The 19,825-nt window shown below is 67.3% G+C and carries 18 protein-coding genes; 10 read left to right on the top strand and 8 right to left on the bottom strand.

What is annotated here, in order from left to right; genetic code table 11:
* The first annotated feature begins 110 nt into the window (after positions 1-110).
* Positions 111-2,033: a methyl-accepting chemotaxis protein gene (locus ACW18A_RS12415; RefSeq protein ID WP_492022030.1), complete on the top strand. Its 1,923-nt coding sequence runs from the start codon at positions 111-113 to the stop codon at positions 2,031-2,033.
* 110 nt (positions 2,034-2,143) lie between these two features.
* On the opposite strand, the gene ACW18A_RS12410 is transcribed toward ACW18A_RS12415, so the two are convergent.
* Both ACW18A_RS12410 and ACW18A_RS12405 read right to left on the bottom strand, forming a co-directional pair.
* Positions 2,144-2,557 (bottom strand): hypothetical protein, encoded by a 414-nt coding sequence (locus ACW18A_RS12410; protein ID WP_492022029.1) that lies wholly within the window; start codon positions 2,555-2,557, stop codon positions 2,144-2,146.
* A 369-nt stretch (positions 2,558-2,926) separates the two neighbouring features.
* Positions 2,927-3,586, bottom strand: a complete 660-nt coding sequence (locus ACW18A_RS12405; RefSeq protein ID WP_492022028.1) for a Fe2+-dependent dioxygenase — start codon at positions 3,584-3,586, stop codon at positions 2,927-2,929.
* A 274-nt stretch (positions 3,587-3,860) separates the two neighbouring features.
* On the opposite strand from ACW18A_RS12405, the gene ACW18A_RS12400 reads away from it, so the two are divergent.
* Entirely contained in the window at positions 3,861-4,190 is a 330-nt protein-coding gene (locus ACW18A_RS12400) for a TFIIB-type zinc ribbon-containing protein (protein WP_492022027.1), read from the top strand.
* Positions 4,191-4,406: 216 nt separating this feature from the next.
* On the opposite strand, the gene ACW18A_RS12395 is transcribed toward ACW18A_RS12400, so the two are convergent.
* From ACW18A_RS12395 to ACW18A_RS12380, 4 genes are all read right to left on the bottom strand, one after another.
* Positions 4,407-5,723, bottom strand: a complete 1,317-nt coding sequence (locus ACW18A_RS12395; RefSeq protein WP_492022026.1) for an amidohydrolase — start codon at positions 5,721-5,723, stop codon at positions 4,407-4,409.
* Between the two features lie 64 nt (positions 5,724-5,787).
* Positions 5,788-9,102 (bottom strand): carbamoyl-phosphate synthase large subunit, encoded by a 3,315-nt coding sequence (gene carB, locus ACW18A_RS12390; RefSeq protein ID WP_492022025.1) that lies wholly within the window; start codon positions 9,100-9,102, stop codon positions 5,788-5,790.
* Positions 9,103-9,117: 15 nt separating this feature from the next.
* Complete coding sequence (locus ACW18A_RS12385) at positions 9,118-9,393, bottom strand: hypothetical protein (RefSeq protein ID WP_492022024.1); 276 nt, start codon at positions 9,391-9,393, stop codon at positions 9,118-9,120.
* Between the two features lie 166 nt (positions 9,394-9,559).
* Positions 9,560-10,261, bottom strand: coding sequence for an HAD family hydrolase (locus tag ACW18A_RS12380; protein WP_492022023.1), 702 nt, complete (start codon positions 10,259-10,261; stop codon positions 9,560-9,562).
* 65 nt (positions 10,262-10,326) lie between these two features.
* Here ACW18A_RS12380 and ACW18A_RS12375 point away from each other — a divergent pair, with 65 nt between their 5' ends.
* A complete protein-coding gene (locus tag ACW18A_RS12375) occupies positions 10,327-10,728 on the top strand; it encodes a DUF805 domain-containing protein (RefSeq protein WP_492022022.1) in 402 nt (133 codons plus the stop codon).
* 14 nt (positions 10,729-10,742) lie between these two features.
* Here ACW18A_RS12375 and ACW18A_RS12370 read toward each other — a convergent pair whose 3' ends face one another.
* Positions 10,743-11,699 (bottom strand): acyl-CoA thioester hydrolase/BAAT C-terminal domain-containing protein, encoded by a 957-nt coding sequence (locus ACW18A_RS12370; RefSeq protein ID WP_492022021.1) that lies wholly within the window; start codon positions 11,697-11,699, stop codon positions 10,743-10,745.
* A 109-nt stretch (positions 11,700-11,808) separates the two neighbouring features.
* Between ACW18A_RS12370 and ACW18A_RS12365 the strand changes: the two genes are divergently transcribed.
* From ACW18A_RS12365 to ACW18A_RS12335, 7 genes are all read left to right on the top strand, one after another.
* A complete protein-coding gene (locus ACW18A_RS12365; protein ID WP_492022020.1) occupies positions 11,809-12,513 on the top strand; it encodes an SDR family NAD(P)-dependent oxidoreductase in 705 nt (234 codons plus the stop codon).
* 54 nt (positions 12,514-12,567) lie between these two features.
* Complete coding sequence (locus tag ACW18A_RS12360) at positions 12,568-13,566, top strand: aromatic ring-hydroxylating oxygenase subunit alpha (RefSeq protein ID WP_492022019.1); 999 nt, start codon at positions 12,568-12,570, stop codon at positions 13,564-13,566.
* Complete coding sequence (locus ACW18A_RS12355) at positions 13,563-14,858, top strand: amino acid permease (RefSeq protein WP_492022018.1); 1,296 nt, start codon at positions 13,563-13,565, stop codon at positions 14,856-14,858. The genes ACW18A_RS12360 and ACW18A_RS12355 overlap by 4 nt, the downstream gene beginning before the upstream one ends.
* A 45-nt stretch (positions 14,859-14,903) precedes the next feature.
* The gene (gene carA, locus ACW18A_RS12350; RefSeq protein ID WP_492022017.1) at positions 14,904-16,061 is read left to right on the top strand and encodes a glutamine-hydrolyzing carbamoyl-phosphate synthase small subunit; all 1,158 of its coding nucleotides are present in this window, start codon (positions 14,904-14,906) and stop codon (positions 16,059-16,061) included.
* A 5-nt stretch (positions 16,062-16,066) separates the two neighbouring features.
* Positions 16,067-17,014: a hypothetical protein gene (locus ACW18A_RS12345; RefSeq protein ID WP_492022016.1), complete on the top strand. Its 948-nt coding sequence runs from the start codon at positions 16,067-16,069 to the stop codon at positions 17,012-17,014.
* 18 nt (positions 17,015-17,032) lie between these two features.
* A complete protein-coding gene (locus tag ACW18A_RS12340; RefSeq protein WP_492022015.1) occupies positions 17,033-18,166 on the top strand; it encodes a patatin-like phospholipase family protein in 1,134 nt (377 codons plus the stop codon).
* 67 nt (positions 18,167-18,233) lie between these two features.
* Entirely contained in the window at positions 18,234-19,454 is a 1,221-nt protein-coding gene (locus tag ACW18A_RS12335) for an acetyltransferase domain-containing protein (RefSeq protein ID WP_492022014.1), read from the top strand.
* Between the two features lie 56 nt (positions 19,455-19,510).
* On the opposite strand, the gene ACW18A_RS12330 is transcribed toward ACW18A_RS12335, so the two are convergent.
* Complete coding sequence (locus ACW18A_RS12330) at positions 19,511-19,777, bottom strand: hypothetical protein (RefSeq protein WP_492022013.1); 267 nt, start codon at positions 19,775-19,777, stop codon at positions 19,511-19,513.
* Positions 19,778-19,825: the final 48 nt, after the last annotated feature.

The following is a 19,825-nucleotide window of genomic DNA, read 5'->3' as shown; positions in this document are numbered from 1 at the left end:
CCTCACATTGCCTCGGCGTGGCCAGAAGTTGACCTATGGTTAAGCATTAGCGGCGAAGCTTGGCAAAATCGCCCGTGCTGGATCCACGGGTCAAGCAGCGAGGACCATCCATGACGATGACGATCAAGGCCCGCCTTCTGTTCTGCCTCGGGGCCCTGTCCGTGGCGCTTTTGGCGGTCGGAATCAGCGGCCTGGCCTCCGCCACGATCATGGACCTCAAGATGCATGCGATCATCGCCGATCGGGTGTTGCCGATGAGGCAGCTCAAGGTCGCCGTCGACATGTACGCAGTGAATATCGTCGACACCACCCACAAGGCGCGTGCCGGGACCTTGACCCCGACCGAGGCGCTCGCGGCTGTCGCCGCCGCCAAATCGAACATCGCAACGAACTGGACCGCCTTCCTGGAAACGAAGATGACTCCGGAGGAGCAAGAACGGATCGCCGCGGCGCTCGTCGACCTGCCGAAGGCGGACGCCGCGGTCGCGAAGCTCGAGCGTCTGCTGAGTTCCGGAGATCAGGCGGGCCTGGTCCTGTTCGCCGAAACCGAACTCTATCCCGCCATCGATCCGATCAGCACCCATGTCAGCGGGCTTCTCGATCTCCAGGTCCAGGTCGCACAGGAGGAGGCTCAGGCCGCCCAGCGGGTCTTCGAGATCCTGTTGATCGTGATGGGGGTCATCGGCCTGTTGGCCGTCGGAACCCTGGTCTTCGCCACCCGTGTCGTCCTGGTCCGGGTCTCCGCGCCTCTGCAGGCCATGACCGGCGCCATGCGACGTCTCGCCGACGGGGATAACGGCATCGTCGTACCGGCGCTGGGGCAGCGCGACGAGCTCGGCGAAATGGCCGACGCCGTGGTGGTGTTCCGTGACGCCTCCCTCGCCAAGATCGCGGCCGATGCCGAACTGGTCGAGATCAAGTCCCGGTCCGACCGCGACCAGCGTCTCGCCAGCGAAGCCGCGATCGCCGAACAGCAGGCCCTGGTGGTCGAATCCTTCGGCGTCGCCCTTGAGCGGCTGGCGCAAGGCGATCTGACCTACCGTGTCAGCGACGGCCTGCCGGTCGAATATGAGAAGCTGCAGTCCGACTTCAACACCGCCATGGCCGCGCTGAAGGACACGATGTCGATCGTGCTGAGCAACGTCTCGGCCATCCGTTCGGGCTCGGGCGAGATCGCCCAGGCCTCCGACGACCTGTCGCGCCGTACCGAGCAGCAGGCCGCCTCGCTGGAAGAGACCGCCGCCGCCCTGGACCAGATCACCGCGACGGTGAACCGTACGGCCCTGGGGGCCCGTCAAGCCTCCGAGACCGTCCAGGCCGCCAAGGGCGACGCCGAGACCTCGGGCAATGTCGTCCGTGACGCCGTCAGCGCCATGGGCGCGATCGAGAAATCGGCCCAGGAGATCAGCCAGATCATCGGCGTGATCGACGAGATCGCCTTCCAGACCAATCTTCTGGCCCTGAACGCGGGCGTCGAGGCGGCCCGCGCCGGCGACGCCGGCCGCGGCTTCGCGGTCGTCGCCTCCGAGGTCCGGGCCCTGGCCCAGCGCTCGGCGGAAGCGGCCAGGGAGATCAAGACCCTGATCTCGGCCTCGAGCTCGCAGGTGAGCGCGGGCGTCGCCCTGGTCGGCCAGACCGGAGAGGCCCTGCAGCGCATCGTCAGCCGCGTCGCCGAGATCGACGGCCTGGTGTCGGAGATCGCCGCCTCGGCCCAGGAACAGGCCACGGGCCTTGCCGAGGTCAACACCGCCGTCAACCAGATGGATCAGGTGACCCAGCAAAATGCCGCGATGGTCGAGCAATCCACCGCCGCCAGCCACTCGCTGACGCAGGAGGCCGACATCCTGGCCAACTCCATGGCGCGCTTCAAGCTCGGCGCTCCCCAGGTCTTGAGCGCCGTTCCGGCCCGCTCCGCTCCCGTTCCGGCCCGTCCTGCCAACGGTCCGGTCGCCCAGATGCGCACCGTCGGTTCCGGCGGTGCCGCCCGCAAGCCCCAGCCCGTCGCGTCCGAAGACGGCTGGGAAGAGTTCTGAGCCCCAGATCAGAACCTTGATAGCGGCTCCGTCTGCCCCCGGACGGAGCCGTTTTCATATCCCGATGTCAGCCCATCTGGACGATGACGTCGCGCTGACATCGGGTCGTCTCAAACGCCCTTCTTGCTGTAGCCGCCGACCCACCGCAGCTTTTCCAGCGCCGCCGCAGCCCGGAGCAGGGTGGTCGCCTCGGCCGTCTGGCCCCGGCTCAACAGTCCCGCGGCCCGGCGCACCGCCTCCCCCAGGGCTTCATGGGGATCCCTGGGCGGCACCTCGCTCCATTGGCCGAGCGGCTGGAGGCCTCCGTCCGGCTCATCCGCCCCGCCCCGGATCGGCTTCAGGTCCAGAGTCCGGGCGATGATCTTGCGCGTCCAGCCTTCGATGCGGGCGCGGCGTCTCAGATTCGCATAGCCGACGTCGAACCGCCGCACGAGCGAGGGTGCCGATTCCCCGGCGATACAGGCCTGCCTGACCCGCGCCCAGGTCTCAGGCCCGCGATATTTGCGCAGACGATGGTGTTCCATCCGCACAGCCTGGCACACGCCTGCGTCGAAAACGGTCGCAGAGCGAGTGCGCAATCTGCCGACATCTGCGCAATTCTGCATAGCTGACCTGGTTGAACTGGCGGGTTTCTGCCGTCGTTGCCTGACCGAAACCACCGGGAACTGGTCGGCTCTGCAAAGAGCGCAACCCCTCCCCTCTCCACAGTGCGCTTAGTCCGGGATCGGTCGAATCTCCAGCATGTCCGCTTCCATCGCCCCGATCTGCCTGGCCAGGGTGGGCGGACCCCGAGGCTGCAGCGGGAATCCAGAGCCTGAGTCACGGCATCGGCGGACTCGCGAAGCGAAGTCCCTCGGCCGATCAGGCCCCAGGCTCCCGCTGTCCTTCCCCGGTCATCCCTCTGCCCACATACGGAGCAGGTTCCCGATCGTCTTGTCGAGGGTCAGCGAGATCTCGTCCGTCGCGCCGTCCCGCAAACGCGAGAGGTCCAGCAGGATCTCCCTATGGTCGGGTCGCCGGATGAAGCTCTGGATCCAGCCGACACAGGCCAGACGTTCGCCAGCGGTGACTGGTGTCACCCGGTGGAGATGCCCGGTGGGATAGAAGACAACGCAGCCCGCCGCCGGTCGGAATTCACGATCCCCCGCCGGATCCGAAATCAGCAGTGCCCCGCCTTCGTAGGTTTCCGGATCGGACAGGAAAAGAGTGAAGCTTATGTCGGTCCTGAGAGGCCACCCGTCGACGTCAGACATCACGGCATTGTCTGCGTGCAGTCCATAGTGCTGACCGGGCGCGTAGCGTGAAAAAATCAGGCTCGACCAGCGAGCGGGTCGCACCAGGTCCCGCACGGTCCTGTGGGTCTCCAATGCGATCCTCAGGTCGCGGCCCAGGGCAATCACGTCAGGGTCGTCGCCGCGCGCCTGCGCGTTCCGCTTGACCCCGGCGGCCGTCTTGCCGGCGGTCAGGGCTCCGTCCCTGAACGGCACCCGACCGAGGACGTCACGAATGGCGAGCACTGTTTCGCGATCGATCAGGTCAGCGGTAACGATCAATCAAGCCTCCGATGGGCCATCGGTCCAGTGGCCAGAACACGCTCCCCCGGCAATCCGGGTGGAGGGTATCAGGAAACGCCGGGGTGCCAAGCCGGGGACTGCCCCGACCTTGCCTTTGTGCGCCCGGAGTGCCAAAATGTTGAAGCGACCCGGGCCCCTCTGACCGCACCTGCCCTCCCGGCGGTTGCGGTGATGTCGGACGCAGCACGTTTCAAACGTGAGGCCCGATTGCCGTACGGCATTTAGCCTCCCTTACTTTCAACGGGACCCGCCCATGCCTCTGATTCTCTGCCCCAATGACAACAGCCCCATGCAGACCGTGGACCGCGCCGGGGTCCAGTTCGATATGTGCCCCACCTGCCGCGGAGTCTGGCTGGATCGGGGAGAACTGGAAAACCTGATGGCCTCAGGTGCTCAGGGAAGCGCGCCCCCGTCCGCAGCCATGCCGCAGCCCTCGGCTCCCCGCCCCCAGACCTGGAACCCCGGCTTCGGTGAACGGGGGGAATATGGGGAGCGCGGCGAATCCGGCGAGCGGGGTGAATATGGCCAGGGCTACGGCGGGCACCGCAAGAAGCGCGGGTCGATCTTCGACATCTTCGACTGACGCCCGGCCGAACAAGGCCCGACAAGAAAGGCCGGGCTGCTCAGGCAGAGGCGTTCACCGAACCTGAGCGGACGCTGCCTCGCGTCGAGGCTCAAGCGTGCAAGGGCGTGAAGGCGTCGATCAGCCTCAACGCCACCGGATCATGCATCGTCCTCGATCAGTCGCACGCCCAGCGCGCCAGCCTTGATGGCTCCGATGGCCTGGACCGCGATCTCATCACCCGGCGGGGGCCATCAGCGTCTCGGTGGCCACCACCATGGCCTCGGCGCCGGCGGTGACCGAGGGCTCCGGAGAGATGCGGAATCCGGCCGAATGGTGAGGCGCGGCGGTGTCTAGCTGATCCGGCGGGGTGCCCCCGACCTCGAAATAGACCCCTCTGACACCCGTCCCCAGTGCCACCAGGAACGAAAAGTCCTCGGCTCCCATGCCGCCGCGCGGCGTGGAGATGACCCGGTCGGCTCCCATCCGTTCGGCGATGGCGGCGCGCACCCGGGTCGCGGTTTCCGGATCGTTGATCGTCGGTGGCGTCGCGTCCGGCGAGATGGCCACGACCGGCAGACGGTCTTCCGGTACGCCCTGGGCGAGGGCGGTGTTGCGGGCGATCCGCTGGATCCCGGCCAGCAGGCGTTCACGCACTTCCACGCTGTCGGCCCGTACGGTCAGTTGAAGGGTCACCTCGCTGGGGATGATGTTGTGCTTGGTCCCGCCGTGGATGGATCCCACGGTAACCACCGCGCCTTCCAGCGGATTGACCTCGCGGCTGCGCAGGCTTTGCAGACCCACGACGATGTGGGCGGCGACGAGCACCGGATCGACGCTCAGATGCGGGTAGGCGCCGTGTCCGCCGATACCCCTCACGGTGATGTCGACGCTGTCGGCGCTGGACGCGACCGTCGTGTCGCGCACCTCGATCTGACCGGCCGGTGCCTGTGCCGAGACATGGAAGGCGACCGCATAGTCCGGCTTGGGGAAGCGCGTGTAGAGGCCGTCGCGCACCATCCGATCGGCCCCGTTGAAAGCTTCCTCGGCGGGCTGGGCGATCAGGACCAGTGTGCCGGACCAGCGGTTGCGGCGCTCCATCAGCTGACGGGCGGCGCCGACCAGGGCGGTGATGTGCACGTCATGGCCACAGGCGTGCATGACGGACTGTTCGACGCCGTTCCAGTCCACCTGCATCGCGGTCGAGGCGTTCGGCAGACCCGAGGCCTCCCGCACCGGCAGACCGTCCATGTCGGCGCGCAGCAGGACCGTCGGACCCGGGCCGTTGGCGAGGGTGGCGACCACGCCGGTTCCGCCGACGCCGGTGGTGACCTCATAGCCCAGGGCGCGGAGTTCCTCGGCCATCCGTGCCGAGGTCTGGACTTCCAGCGTCGAAAGCTCCGGATTGCGGTGGAAATGATCCCACAATGCGCCGAGGCGGGCGTCGTAGTCGGCCTGGATGGCCTCGCGCAGCGCCAGGTCCTGGGCCATGGCCGGAAGGCCGGCCCCGGCGACGATCGCCATCATGCCCGCCGACAAGAGAATGCGCTTCATGGTCCAGCCCTCGTTTCCGGTCGAGCTTAGATCATGAGTGTCGGCAGGCAAGCGGCCGCGACCCTCAGTGCGCGAAGTCCTGGATGGGTCGCACATCCAGCGTATCCGCCTGGATCGCCCCGATCGCCTGGGCCGCCGCCAGGGCTCCCGCTGACGTGGTGTAGTAGGGGATCTTCATCATCAGGGCGGTGCGGCGAAGGCTGAAGCTGTCCTGGAGAGACTGTTTGCCCTCGGTGGTGTTGATGACCAGCTGGACGTCGCCGTTCTTCATTGCGTCCACGATGTTAGGACGGCCCTCCAGCACCTTTTTCACATAGCCGACCGGCAGGCCCTGCTGGACCAGGAAGGTGTGGGTGCCGCCCGTGGCGATGACCTCGAAGCCCTGTTTCAGCAACAGGGTCACGGCCTCGACGATGAAGGGTTTGTCGTCGTCCTTGACCGAGACGAAGGCGCAACCGGATGTCGGCAGGATGGTGCCGCCGCCGATCTGGGATTTCGCAAAGGCGCGGGCGAAGGCGGGGGCCATGTCGATCTCGCCGGGACGTTTGAAGTCCAGACCCATGACCTCGCCGGTCGAGCGCATTTCCGGGCCGAGGATGGTGTCGACCCCTGCAAAGCGGGCGAACGGGAAGACCGCCTCCTTCACCGCGATATGGTCGTATCCAACATCTTTCAAACCGAAGGATTTCAGCGGCACCCCGGCCATGACCTTGGCGGCGATGGCGGCCACCGGCTGGCCGATGGTCTTGGCCACGAAGGGCGCGGTGCGGGACGCGCGCGGGTTCACCTCCAGCACGAAGATCCGGGGCGCATCGCTGTGCGGCTCCTCGATCGCGAACTGCACATTCATCAGGCCGCGCACCTTCAGGGCGCGGGCCATGGCCTCGGTCTGACGCTTCAGCTCGGCGACGATTTCGGCTGACAGCGAGAAGGGTGGCATCGAACAGGCGCTGTCGCCCGAGTGGACGCCCGCCTCCTCGATATGCTCCAGCACCCCGGCCACGAACACCGTCTCGTCGTCGCACAGGGCGTCGACGTCGACCTCGGTGGCGCGGTTCAGATAGTGGTCGATCAGGACGGGATCGGAGCCAGACACCCGCATCGCCTCGCCGACGTAGCGGTCCAGCTGCTCCCGATCGTGGACGATCACCATCCCGCGTCCGCCCAGCACATAGGAGGGGCGCAGCACGACCGGATACCCGACCTCCTCCGCCTTCTGTGCGGCTTCTTCGGCCGAGCGGGCCAGGCCGTTGGGCGGCTGCATCAGGCCGATGTCGTTGAGCATGACCTGGAACCGCTCACGGTCCTCGGCCAGGTCGATGGAGTCCAGCGACGTGCCCAGGATCGGAATCCCGTCCTCGTGCAGCGCATGGGCCAGCTTCAGCGGCGTCTGGCCGCCGAACTGCACCACGACGCCGATCAGGTCGCCCTTTGACCGTTCGACCTCGATCAGCTCCAGCACGTCTTCGGCCGTCAGCGGCTCGAAATACAGCCGGTCGGAGGTGTCGTAGTCGGTCGACACGGTCTCCGGGTTGCAGTTGACCATGATGCTCTCGACGCCGATGTCGGCGAAGGCGAACGCCGCGTGGCAGCAGCAGTAATCGAACTCAATTCCCTGCCCGATCCGGTTCGGCCCGCCGCCCAGAATTATTGCCTTTTTTCTGTCGGTTGGCTCGGATTCACAGAGCGGAATCTGGCCCAGGGCGCCGGTCTCATAGGTCGAATACATATAGGCGGTGGCGCTGGCGAACTCGGCCGCGCAGGTGTCGATCCGCTTGAACACGGGACGCACGTTCAGGCCGCGCCGGGCGTGGCGAACGGCCTTCTCGGTCGCTCCGGTGAGCTGGGCCAGACGGGCGTCGGAGAAGCCCTTGGACTTGAGCTTGCGAAACTCGGTCGGGTCGGTCGGCAGGCCCTGGACGCGGACATGGCCCTCTGTCCGCACGATGTCGGCGATCTGGCGCAGGACCCACGGCTCGTAGGAACAGGCGGCGTTGACCTCCTCGACCGACAGGCCGTGGCGGAAGGCCTGGGCGATGACGCGGATACGGTCGGGCGTCGGCTGGCCGAGCGCGCGCACGACCGCAGCGCGGGCCGAGGCGTCGTCGTGGGGGTCGCCAGGACTTGGGACCACGCCGTCGATCTCGATCTCGTCGAAGCCAGACAGGCCGGTTTCGAGACCGCGCAGGGCCTTCTGTATCGATTCCTGGAAGGTCCGGCCGATGGCCATGACCTCGCCGACCGACTTCATCGACGTGCCCAGCAGGGGCTCGGCGCCGGGGTATTTCTCGAAGGCGAAGCGCGGGATCTTGGTGACCACATAGTCGATCGACGGCTCGAACGAGGCCGGCGTCACCATGGTGATGTCGTTGGTCAGTTCGTCCAGCGTGTAACCCACGGCCAGACGGGCAGCGACCTTGGCGATGGGGAAGCCGGTGGCCTTGGACGCCAGGGCCGAGGACCGCGACACGCGCGGGTTCATCTCGATCACGACCATCCGGCCGTCCGCCGGATTGATCGCCCACTGCACGTTCGATCCACCGGTCTCGACGCCGATCTCGCGCAGAACGTTGATCGAGCCCGTGCGCATGCGCTGGTACTCTTTGTCGGTCAGGGTCAGGGCCGGGGCCACGGTGATCGAATCGCCGGTGTGCACGCCCATCGGGTCGATATTCTCGATGGAACAGATGATGATGCAGTTGTCCGCCTTGTCACGGACGACCTCCATCTCGTACTCCTTCCAGCCCAGCACCGACTCCTCGATCAGCACCTCGGTGGTCGGCGACATGTCGAGGCCGCGCAGGACGATCTCCTCGAACTCCTCGCGGTTATAGGCGATGCCGCCTCCGGTGCCGGCGAGAGTGAAGGACGGGCGGATGACGGCGGGCAGGCCGACGAACTCCAGCCCGTCCAGCGCCTCTTCCATGTTGTGAGCGGCCTTGGACTTCGGCGATTCAAGGCCCAGCTTGTCCATGGCGTTGCGGAATTTCTGACGGTCCTCGGCCTTGTCGATGACATCGGCCTTCGCCCCGATCATCTCGACGCCGTACTTCTCCAGCACCCCGTTGGCGTCCAGAGCCAGGGCCGTGTTCAACGCCGTCTGCCCGCCCATGGTCGGCAGGAGGGCGTCCGGCCGCTCCTTCTCGATGATCTTTTCGACCATTTCCGGCGTGATCGGCTCGATATAGGTCGCGTCCGCCATGTCCGGATCGGTCATGATCGTGGCCGGGTTGGAGTTGACCAGGATGACCCTGTAACCCTCGGCCTTCAGCGCCTTGCACGCCTGCACTCCCGAGTAATCAAACTCGCAAGCCTGCCCGATGACAATGGGCCCCGCCCCAATAATCATTATGGATTTCAAGTCTGTACGTTTGGGCATTGGCGGCTCTTGGTCTTAGTTCGTCACGACCGCACACTCCCAGCCGTCGTAGTCGAGCTGGAAGGCCGCGGCCCAGGATTGCATCATCGACGAAACGGGGGCGAAGCTGGCTTCGTCCACCGCCATGGTCGTTTCGAGAACGGTCGAATCGCCCTGACCCCGGGTCAGGAAGCCGGCGCGGCGGGCGACCTCGTTCAGGTCGTCATGGTCGCCTTCGCCGTTGAAGTAGAACAAAGTGTGGCGCGGCGTGATCCCGCTGTCGCCATGCGTCAGCAGAGACGCGCGGATCATCGCATCCCGGTCTTCATGGCTGATGATGTCGTCGTCCAGGGCGGTCTCTCTCGCGCACAGGCGACCGGCGACGCTGTTCCCTGGAGGGATCAGCGGGCCGGTGGCAATACGGTTGTCGGCTAAGCGGCCCGTTTAGAGACGGGGGGGGCGAGGGGCAAGCCCCTGGTCAGGGCGCATCTCTTTCGGCGATCCAGGCGGGCAGGTCCGCGATGCAGTCCAGCAGGCCGAAACGCGGATGGTCGACCGGCGGTTCGGCGAACTCGTGGGCCCAGGTGACGTGATAGGGAATGTGCACGGCGAAGGCCCCGGCCTCGATGGCGGGGATGACATCCGATTTGACCGAATTGCCGGCCATGACCGCCTCGTCCGCCCCCGTGCCGTGACGGGCGAAGACGCGGTCATAGGTGCCGCGATCCTTCTCCGAGACGATCTCGACCGCGGCGAACAGGTCGCCCAGGCCCGAGGCCGCGACCTTGCGTTCCTGATCCATCAGGTCGCCCTTGGTGATCAGGACCAGCCGGTAGCGCTCCGACAGCTTCGCCAGGGCCTCGTCGACGCCGGGCAGGGTCTCGACGGGATGACCCAGCATTTCGCGCCCGGCGGCCAGGATCTCGCGCACGACCTCGGGCGGGGCACCGCCGTCGCACAGCTCCATCGCCGTCTCGATCATCGACAGGGTAAAGCCCTTCACCCCATAGCCGTAGAGGCGGAGGTTGCGCCGCTCGGTATCTGCCATGCGCGCCTCGATGGTCGCCTCGTCGCCGTGGTCGGCGAGCAGGTCCACGAACCGCGCATGGGTCAGGCGAAAGATCGTCTCGTTGTGCCAGAGGGTGTCATCGGCATCGAGCCCGACTGTCGTGATGGTCATGGTCGAGCCGATATCAATTTTGCCGATTCGTGATATGCGAGAGGCCTCAGCGAGGGGAGAGACGCATGAACGACTTCATCCTGCCTTACAAGAAATACGCCCAGTTCAACGGTCGGTCGGACCGCAAGGAGTTCTGGTACTTCGTCCTGTTCTACTTCGTCGCCGCCGCGATCCTCAGCGTCATCGACGGCATGGTGTTCGGAGCCGGCCGTGCCGTCATCGGGAACGACGGGCTCGACTTTTCCTCATCCGGTCCGCTGGCGGGGATCTTCGCCATCGGCTCCTTCATCCCGATGCTGGCGGCGGCGATCCGGCGGCTGCACGATACGGGCAAAACGGGCTGGTGGGTCCTGTTGGGCCTGATCCCCTTGATCGGGATCATCATCCTGATCGTCTTTTATGCGCAGAAGGGTCAGCCGGAGGCCAATGCCCATGGCGAACCGCCGGAAGGCAGTCGCGCGGCCTGACGGTTCGCCGGCGGCTAGTCCGCTTCCGCAAGGGCCGTTTTCAGGAAGGTCAGGGTGCGCGGCCAGACGTCGGCGCGCGCCGCGACCAGGCCCTCCACCGTGCCGCCCACGGCGGTGACGTTTTGAATCCCTGGCGCATCGGCCCGGACCGGCGCGCCGAAGACGGCGTGACCTGCGTCCGGATAGGCGAGGTGCTCAACCGGATGGGCGAAGCCATGCGACCGCAGCCGGGCTTCGACGCGACCGGCCATCTCGGTCGAAGGCCACAGTGTGTCGGCTTCGCCCGAGACCAGAAGGATCGGCCCGGCGATCCGTTCGACCGGGATCTCGGCCTCCGGTGACGCGGCGGGGAGGCTGTCGCGATAGAGGTTGAAAATGCCGGTGAATCCCTTGCTGAAGTCGTAGGGGACATGCGGCAAGGGCTGACCCGCTGCGGTCCAGGACGATCCCACCGCGCCGCCGGTCCGGTCGATTCCGGCCCAGACCACGTTCGACGGCACGGCCGCGACGACTGCGGCGATGGCCGGGTTCCGGCTGGCGACCAGCAGGGCCAGTTCGCCCCCCTTGGACACGCCGACAACGGCGACGGGCTCGGGTGCGCCGGGGCGGGCGTCTAGCCAGGCCAGCGCCCGATCGACCGGCTCGATCGGGATCAGGTTCAGGGCCTCGGTCTGACCCGGCGCTCCGAAATAGGAGACGGCGACGGCGTCGAAGCCGTCGGCCGCCAGCCTGCGGGCCATCCGCCCTGAGCCGCCCAGCCCGCCTTCCGAGCCGCCCAATACGATAACGGCACCACGCCAGGCCGTGGCCGGATCAGCGGCGAAATAGTCGGCGACCAGCTCTGCTGTGCGCACCTCCCGGGTCGGCGGAACAGGGGCGGCCGTGGCGGTGGTCTGGGCCTCGACGGCGGACACGCTGCCACAGGTGAGTAGCAGCGCGGCGAGCAAGGCGGTTGGGGTCGGGCGCGACATCGTCGGATCTCCTTATATAAAGAACTTTGGATAACAAAGTATATGGGGGCGCAAGGGCGCGACGCGATGCCGGCTTGTTCTTCTCCGCCTGAGGGCGTTGATCGGACGCATGCAGGCCCTCGCTCCAGTCGTCGTTTCTGCGGTAGTTGTCGGGGCCTCCGGCGGCATCGGGGCGGCCGTGGCCGATGGGCTGGCGGAGTCGGGGCGCTTCGCCTCGATCCACCGCCTGTCTCGCTCGGGCACGGGACTGGATCTGGAAGACGAGGCCAGCATCGCCGCCGCCGCCGGGCAAGTCGCAGAGGGACCGGCTCCGGTTCTGATCTTCGTGGCCACCGGCGTTCTGCACCACGGCGAGGTCCCTGAACGCTCGTTCAGGACGATGACGGCCGACCACCTTCTGCGAGACTACCGTGTCAACGCCGTGGGCCCGGCGCTTGTCGCCAAGCATTTCCTCCCGCTTCTGCCGCGAAACAGGCGGGTCGTGTTCGCCGCCCTGTCGGCGCGGGTCGGCTCAATCGGCGACAACCGGCTGGGCGGCTGGCACAGCTATCGTGCCTCCAAGGCGGCGTTGAACATGATCGTGCGCAACCTGGCGATCGAGATGGCGCGCTCTCATCCCCAGGCGATCGTCGTCGGCCTGCATCCGGGGACGGTGAATACCGGTCTGAGCGAACCGTTCCAGCGCGGGGTCGCGGCGGAGAGGCTGTTTTCACCCGCCGTCTCGGCGAAACATATGCTCGGCGTCGTTGACGGGCTGACTGCGGCGGACAGCGGCGGGGTCTTCGCGTGGGACGGTGCGCGGATTCCGGCCTAGTCCGTCGGAAATCAACCGCTTGACGACGCCGGACCGCCGGGGCCTTGTCCGGTCATGCAGGTCACTCTTCCGGCCCGGCTGTACGGATGTCCCGACGCGTGGCTGCGCGAGCGGTCGGCCGTGTTCGGTCGGGCCTGGCTGTTCCTGGGGCACGAGGCCGAGGCGCCGGACGCCGGCGACTGGATCGCGGCAGATATCGCCGGGCATCGGCTGCTGATGGTGCGTGGGCCTGACGGCGCGCTGCGGGCCTTCCACAATGTCTGCCGCCATCGGGCGGGGCCGTTGGTCAGCGGCACCGCCGGGAATTGCGGGCGCGAACTGGTCTGCGGCTACCACGGCTGGCGCTACACGCTTGAGGGTCGGCTGAGGATGGCGACCGGGTTCGGCACCGCCGAGGCGTTCGATCCCCGCGAGTTCGGACTTCTCAGCCTGCGACTGGAGATCTGGCGCGGGCTGGCCTTTGTGACTCTGGACCCCGAAGCCGCACCCGTGGGCGAGACGGTCTCGCCGCTGGAGGCGCTGCTGGCCGAACGCGGGCTTGACATCGCCCGCCCGGCCGCGCGCCGCACCCATGACCTGGCCTGCGACTGGAAGGTCTATGCCGAGAATTATCTCGAGGGCTATCACATCGGGTCGGTCCATCCCGTCCTGGCCGATGAACTCGGCTCGGCGGAATACCGCGTCCGCGTCGAGGGCGATCTGGTGATCCAGGAGGCGGTCGGGGTGAATGACGGGCCCCAGGCCGGGGTCTGGGGCTGGCTGTGGCCCAACCTCGGGATCAACGTCTATCGCGACGGTGCCATGATCGAGCGGATGACGCCGGTCGGGACGGGGCGGACGCGGCTGGACTATCTGTTCCTCAACGACGGCGGGGAGGGGGCGCTGGGCGAGGCGCTGGTCGCATCGGACCGGCTCACCGCTGAGGACGCGGCCATCTGCGAGGCCGTGCAGAGGAACCTGACGGCGGGTGCCTATGAGACCGGCGTGTTGAGCGCGGTGCATGAGGGCGCTGTCGGCTGGTTTCAGCGCCGCATCGGGGAGGTCCATCAATGATCGAGACGCGCAGGCTGGGCTGGGGCCTGGCCGCCCTGGTGGTGGCCGGGAACATGATCGGGTCGGGGCTTTATCTTCTGCCCGCCACGCTCGCGCCGATCGGAAGCTCGAGTATCATCGGCTGGATCGTTTGCGGGATCGGGGCCCTGACCCTGGCGTGGATGTTTTCGGGGCTCGGTCGGTTCCAGCCGACGGCAGATGGTTTGAGCGATCTCGCCGAACGCGGAATGGGCCGGTTCTTCGGCTATCAGGCGGCGCTCGCCTACTGGGCCGCCTGCATGGCCGGCAATGTGGCGGTGGCCGTGGCGGGGACCGGCTATCTGGCCTTCTTCTTCCCCGTCCTGAAGCAGCCGGTTCCCGGCGCCCTGGCCAACCTCGGCTTCGTCTGGCTGGCGACGCTGGCCTATATCCTCGGCGCCAGGGCGGCGGCGCGGTTCGGCGCGCTGGCGCTGGCGATCGGCCTTGTCCCCATCGTGCTGGCGGTCGTGGCCGGGGTAATGGCCTTCGATCCAGCGGTCTTCGCGGCGTCATGGAGCCCCGACGGCCGGCCGTTGACGGCGACCGTACCGGCGTCGCTGGCGGTGATCTTCTGGGCCTTTCTGGGCGTCGAGAGCGCGGCGGCTCTATCGCGGCTGGTCAAGGATCCGGCGCGCGATGTCGGCCGCGCCAGCGTGGCCGGGGTATTACTGGCCTTTATCGTCTATGTCGCGGCCTGCCTGGCTGTGTTCGGGGTGATCCCGACGGCCGACCTGGCGGGATCGACCAGCCCCTACGCCGATCTTGCGGCGCGGGTGCTGGGGGCGTCGCTGGCGGGCCTCGTCGCGATTTGCGCCATCATCAAGGTGGCGGGCACGGTCGCCGGCTGGACCATGATGGGCGGCGAGACGGCCCGGCGCGCGGCCGAGAAGGGCTATCTGCCGCGCTGGTTCGGGGGTGACGGCAACCTGCCGATGTCCAACCCGATCATCAACGGCGGGGTGATGAGTGTCCTGGCCCTGATCACGGTCCAGCCGACGCTGGGCGAACAGTTCGGGGTGCTGGTGGGGGTGACCTCGGTGCTGACGCTGAGCATCTACGCCGTCTGCGCCGTGGGTCTGTTCCGGGCCGCGCCGTCGATGGGTTGGAGGCTGCTGGCGGTTTTCGCACTGGTCTTCTCGGTGTTCGCGGTCGCCGCCGCAGCCGGTCCCTACCTGACACCCACTGTCGGCTTCTTCATCCTGGTGAGCATCGGCTGGTTGTGGGTGCGTCGACGCCATCCGGTGGTGATTGACCCGCCCGCCCCGCCCCTTTAGTCACGCCGCCGTTTGTTCGCCGGGATTCGGTGTAAGGGGACGGTCATGACCGCACAGCTTCTTCCCGGCGCGACCGGCGTCCTCGTTCTCGCCGACGGCACGATCTTCCAGGGTGTGGGAGTCGGCGCGACCGGCTCGGCCCTGGGTGAGGTGGTCTTCAACACCGCCATGACCGGCTATCAGGAGATTCTGACCGACCCGTCGTACATGAGCCAGATCCTCGCCTTCACCTTCCCGCACGTCGGCAACACCGGCACGAACGTGGAGGACATCGAACAGATGGGCGGTGGGTCGGATACCTCGGCGCGGGGCGCGCTCTTCCGCGACGTGCCGACCGATCCGGCCAACTGGCGTTCGGACGCCAGCTTCGATGTCTGGATGAAGCGGCGCGGCGTCGTGGGCCTCGCGGGCATCGACACCCGCGCCCTGACCCAGCGCATTCGCGACCGCGGCGCGCCCCATGCGGTGATCGCGCACGATCCCGAAGGCAGGTTTGATCTCGACGCCCTCGTCGCCCAGGCGCGCGAATGGACCGGCCTCGTGGGTCTGGACCTCGCCAGGCCCGCCTCGACGCTGCAGGCGTTCGAGTGGGACGAGGGCCTGTGGGAATGGCCGGCGGGCCACCCCAGGACCGAGGGCCGCAAGACCGTCGTGGTCGTGGACTACGGCGTGAAGCGCAACATCCTGCGGGCCCTGGCCTCGACCGGGGCCAGGATCACCGTGGTCCCGGCGACCACGACGGCCGAGGACATCCTGGCCCGGTCGCCGGACGGCATCGTCCTGTCGAACGGTCCGGGCGATCCGGCGGCGACGGGCGAGTATGCGGTGCCGGAAATCCGCAAGCTGGTGGACAGCGGCAAGCCGGTCTTCGGCATCTGCCTGGGCCACCAGATGCTGGCCCTCGCGCTCGGCGCCAGGACTGTGAAGATGGACCAGGGCCACCACGGCGCGAACCATCCGGTGAAGGATCTGACGACCGGCAAGGTCGAGATCGTGTCGATGAACCACGGCTTCACCGTCGATCGCGACAGCCTGCCGGACGCGGTGCTCGAGACCCACGTCTCATTGTTCGACGGCACCAACTGCGGCATCCAGCTGAAGGACCGCCCGGTGTTCAGCGTCCAGCACCATCCGGAAGCCTCTCCGGGGCCGGCTGACAGCCTGTATCTGTTCGACCGGTTCAGCGATCTGATGAAGGTCTAGCGCCTGTGGCGGCGACCTCGGCCTATCTGGGCTGGCTGGGCACCGCGCTGGCGACCGTCGGCGAGCGGTCACAAGCCGGACCAGCGGCGTCGATCGATATGGTGCTGGGGTATGCCACCGGTTACGATTCCCACGACATCGCGCCCTTCGTGCGCTCGTTGCGCGCGGTGTTCGACGGCGAGATCGCTCTTGTCGTCGATGATCGCGATGATGTCCGGACGCTGTTCGCCGAGTACGACGTTCGCATGCTGTCAGCGGAGACCATCCATGGATGGGAGCCTCATGCCGTCATGGCACGGTTCGCCGCCTTCGATCGCTACCTGACCCATCGGACGGACGTGGGTAGTGTGCTGATCACCGATGTGCGCGACGTGCTGTTCCAGACCCCCCCCTTCGCCCCTCAGCCGATCGGGCTGGAAGTCTTCGTCGAGGGCGACAGGTTGGGGGACCATGCCTTCAACATGAAATATCTGAGGGCTCTGGTCGGCGACACGATGGCCACGGCCCTGGCCCCGGCCCCGGCCATCTGCGTCGGCACCGTGATGGGGCCCCGGGCGGACGTATCTCGCTTCTGCCGGATGATCCTGATGCTTGCGGCCATCCCACGGTCGGAGATGGGCGGGGCGTTCGGCGCCGATCAGGCGGCGTGTAACATCGCCATCCACATGGGCCTGCTGAAGGCCGAGGTGCGCGACAACTTCGGCCGCGTCGCCACCATCGGCCTGACGCCCTGCGACGCCCTGAGCCTCAGGGACGGTGAGGTGGTCAACCCCGACGGTTCCGTCAGCGCCATCGTCCACCAGCACGACCGCCATCCCCACCTGGCCAGGGCGATGCACGAGCGTTGGGGGCAGGGACTGGAGCTGCGCGAGAGGGTGCGCCCCAAGGGTGCCGGCCAGCGGTGGCGAAAGCTGCGCGAGTCGCTCATGCGTCGTCTGCCTGAACTGCGCTGACGTGTTAGGCATGAGGCCATGCCGGTTCGCCTGATCCTTCTCGCTCTTGTTCTGATGCTCGGCGCCTGCGCCAGCGGCGCGCGCTCGTCGTTCGACGTGCAGGACCGGCAAGGCGCGCGGCCGATGGGCCTGATCTCCGCGCCCAACCATCCGATCCGTGTCTATCTGGACGCCGACGACCGGGCGGCGATCTTCCAGCAGGCGTTCCGCGAGGGTGTTCCGCTGGGTCCCGACGGTCGGCTGGACTTCATCGCCCTGTCCGGCGGCGGTTCGAACGGCGCCTTCACGGCCGGCCTGATGAAGGGCTGGAGCGAGACGGGCGAGAGGCCGGACTTCGAGGTCGTCACCGGCGTCTCCACGGGTGCCCTGGCGGCACCGTTCGTCTTTCTGGGACCCGACTATGACGACGAACTCGCCGAGGCCTACACCGGCGGCGCGGCTGCGGGCCTGTTGCAGTCGCAGGGGCTGGGCGCGCTGATCGGCTCCGGCATCTACAGGTCCGAACCTCTGCGGGCCCTGGTCGAACGGTTCGTGGACGAGGACCTGCTGGAAGCCGTTGCCGCTGAATACGCCCGGGGGAGGGTGTTGCTGGTCGCGACGACCGATCTGGATTCACAGCGCGGGGTCAGCTGGGATCTGGGTGCCATCGCGACACAGGGCACACCTGCCGCGCTGGAGCTGTTTCGCAGCGTGCTGGTCGCCTCGGCCAGTATTCCCGGTGCCTTTCCGCCCGTGTTGATCCAGTCCGACAACGCAGGCCTGTATTTCGAGGAGATGCATGTCGACGGCGGAGTGACGACGCCCTTCCTGGCGGTGCCGGAGACCCTTTGGTCGTTCAAGGAGCCGTCCGACACCCTGCGCGGCGCCCGCTTCTATGTCGTGGTCAACGGCCGGACCAATCCGACTTTCGAGATCACCGGGGATACGCCGCAGGGCGTGCTGGGCCGCAGCATCGATATTCTGCTGCGCGCCTCCCTGCTGACGACGCTGGCGGGCAACAAGGCCTTCGCCGACCGCAATGACCTGTTCTTCCGTTACGCCGCCTTGCCGGATGACTCAGAGGCCTCGGCCCTGGATTTCAGCGTGGAGTCGATGAGCGCGGTCTATGAGGTCGGTCGGCAGGGCGCGCTCTCGGGCGAGGCCTGGCGCTAGGGCACCGTCGCAGTTGACTTGCGGTGGGGCGATACTGATGGAACCTTGTTCGCAAGGGGAGTTCGCCATGACCGCTGCCGCAGAACAAGCCCATGATGCGCCACTGGCCAGTCCCACTGCAGGCGGCGTGACCCGAACCGGCGCCCCGCGCATCGACGGCATCGACATGCTGCGCGGCCTGGTGATCTGCCTGATGGTGCTGGATCACGTCAGGGACTTCCTCCATCCCAGCGTCGCGTTCGACGCCCTGGATCCGGACCTGACCAACCCGGCGCTGTTCGCGACGCGGTGGATCACCCATTTCTGCGCCCCGACATTTGTCCTGCTGGCGGGCGTCGGGGCCTATCTGCAGCGTTTCAACGGCAAGAGTCCGGGACAGCTGTCGCGCTTTCTCCTGACGCGCGGGCTGTGGCTGGTGGTGCTGGAACTGACCGTGGTCGGCTTCGGCTGGCAGTTCCACACCCCTGTGGTCGTCTTCCTGCAAGTGATCTGGGCCATCGGCTGGTCTATGGTGCTGCTGTCGCTGTTGACCTGGGCGCCGCCACGCGCGGTCCTGGTGCTGGGCGCTGTCATCCTGATCGGCCGCCTTCTACTGGAGCCGGTGTCGGCGGAGACGCTGGGGGCCTGGGGACCTGCCTGGACCGCCCTGATGGGACAGGGGATGGTGCCCGTCGGCGGCGTGCCGGTGCTGGCCGCCTATCCGGTGCTGCCCTGGTTCGGCATCGCCTGCCTGGGCTATGGGCTGGGCGGGCTATTCACCCTGGAGACGGTGGCCCGGCGACGGGCGCTGGCCGTGCTGGGCCTGTCGATGATAGCCGCCTTTCTCGTCCTGAGAGGACTGCCGATCGCCTCCGACCCGCACCCATGGCAGGTCCATTCCGAGCTGTGGAAGACGGTCGGCGACTTTCTCGACGTGCGCAAGAACCCGCCCTCGCCCCTGTTTGTGCTGATGACGATCGGGCCAGCGCTGATGCTGCTGCCCTGGCTGGAGCGGCTGAAGGGTCCGGCGGCGTCGTTCCTGCTGGCCTTCGGCAGGGCGCCGCTGTTCGCCTATGTGCTGCACATCTACATGGCGCATCTGGCGGCCATGGGGATCGGCATGGCCATGGGGTATCCGGCCTCCGCCTTCATCAACTCCCTGTTCCTGGGCCCGCCCGAGGGCTGGGGCCTGAGCCTGCCGGCCGTCTATGGCGTCTGGATGGTCATCCTTGCCCTGCTCTATCCGCTGGTTCGCTGGTTCGCGGGCGTCAAGGCGCGCCGCCGCGACTGGTGGCTGGGGTATCTCTAGGCGAAGGGCGTTATCCTCGGGCGCGGCCCGTCACTGCTTGAGCGCGGACGACGAGGTTAAGGCAGCGGCGCGAAGCTGCGGTCTTCGCGCAGCGCACAGGCTTTGCGCACGGCGACCGGGGCGGCATGCAGCCAGTATTCCGCGTCCTCCGGCCGGTCCGCGCGCATGCGTTCCAGGCCACGCAGGCGCCGCTGGGCGGCGTTGGCCAGCAGGCGGGCGTGGAGCGCACGCGGGTTCAGCTCGTGGACAGCAGGGGCGTAGGGCACGGCGACGGGATCGGGTCCGATGGGCTCGACCGCCGGCTGGGCGATGGCGATGAACATGGAGCGTCTCTGGCTTGAATGGGGATCGGCTCTTCTGCGCCGGAAGGA

It is taken from the genome of Brevundimonas sp. AVps5 (assembly GCF_058681515.1).
The sequence above is the reverse complement of the archived record's forward strand: the minus strand, read 5'-3'. Positions and strand labels throughout refer to the sequence as shown.

Coding starts and splice junctions, on each gene's coding strand:
- ACW18A_RS12400 (WP_492022027.1), top strand. CDS start 3,861: ATGCCTCTGATTCTCTGCCCCAATGACAACAGCCCCATGCAGACCGTG.
- ACW18A_RS12335 (WP_492022014.1), top strand. CDS start 18,234: ATGACCGCTGCCGCAGAACAAGCCCATGATGCGCCACTGGCCAGTCCC.
- carB (WP_492022025.1), bottom strand. CDS start 9,102: ATGCCCAAACGTACAGACTTGAAATCCATAATGATTATTGGGGCGGGG.
- ACW18A_RS12380 (WP_492022023.1), bottom strand. CDS start 10,261: ATGACCATCACGACAGTCGGGCTCGATGCCGATGACACCCTCTGGCAC.
- ACW18A_RS12360 (WP_492022019.1), top strand. CDS start 12,568: ATGCAGGTCACTCTTCCGGCCCGGCTGTACGGATGTCCCGACGCGTGG.
- ACW18A_RS12375 (WP_492022022.1), top strand. CDS start 10,327: ATGAACGACTTCATCCTGCCTTACAAGAAATACGCCCAGTTCAACGGT.
- ACW18A_RS12410 (WP_492022029.1), bottom strand. CDS start 2,557: ATGGAACACCATCGTCTGCGCAAATATCGCGGGCCTGAGACCTGGGCG.
- ACW18A_RS12385 (WP_492022024.1), bottom strand. CDS start 9,393: ATGATCCGCGCGTCTCTGCTGACGCATGGCGACAGCGGGATCACGCCG.
- ACW18A_RS12370 (WP_492022021.1), bottom strand. CDS start 11,699: ATGTCGCGCCCGACCCCAACCGCCTTGCTCGCCGCGCTGCTACTCACC.
- ACW18A_RS12415 (WP_492022030.1), top strand. CDS start 111: ATGACGATGACGATCAAGGCCCGCCTTCTGTTCTGCCTCGGGGCCCTG.
- ACW18A_RS12365 (WP_492022020.1), top strand. CDS start 11,809: ATGCAGGCCCTCGCTCCAGTCGTCGTTTCTGCGGTAGTTGTCGGGGCC.
- ACW18A_RS12330 (WP_492022013.1), bottom strand. CDS start 19,777: ATGTTCATCGCCATCGCCCAGCCGGCGGTCGAGCCCATCGGACCCGAT.
- ACW18A_RS12355 (WP_492022018.1), top strand. CDS start 13,563: ATGATCGAGACGCGCAGGCTGGGCTGGGGCCTGGCCGCCCTGGTGGTG.
- ACW18A_RS12395 (WP_492022026.1), bottom strand. CDS start 5,723: ATGAAGCGCATTCTCTTGTCGGCGGGCATGATGGCGATCGTCGCCGGG.
- carA (WP_492022017.1), top strand. CDS start 14,904: ATGACCGCACAGCTTCTTCCCGGCGCGACCGGCGTCCTCGTTCTCGCC.
- ACW18A_RS12340 (WP_492022015.1), top strand. CDS start 17,033: ATGCCGGTTCGCCTGATCCTTCTCGCTCTTGTTCTGATGCTCGGCGCC.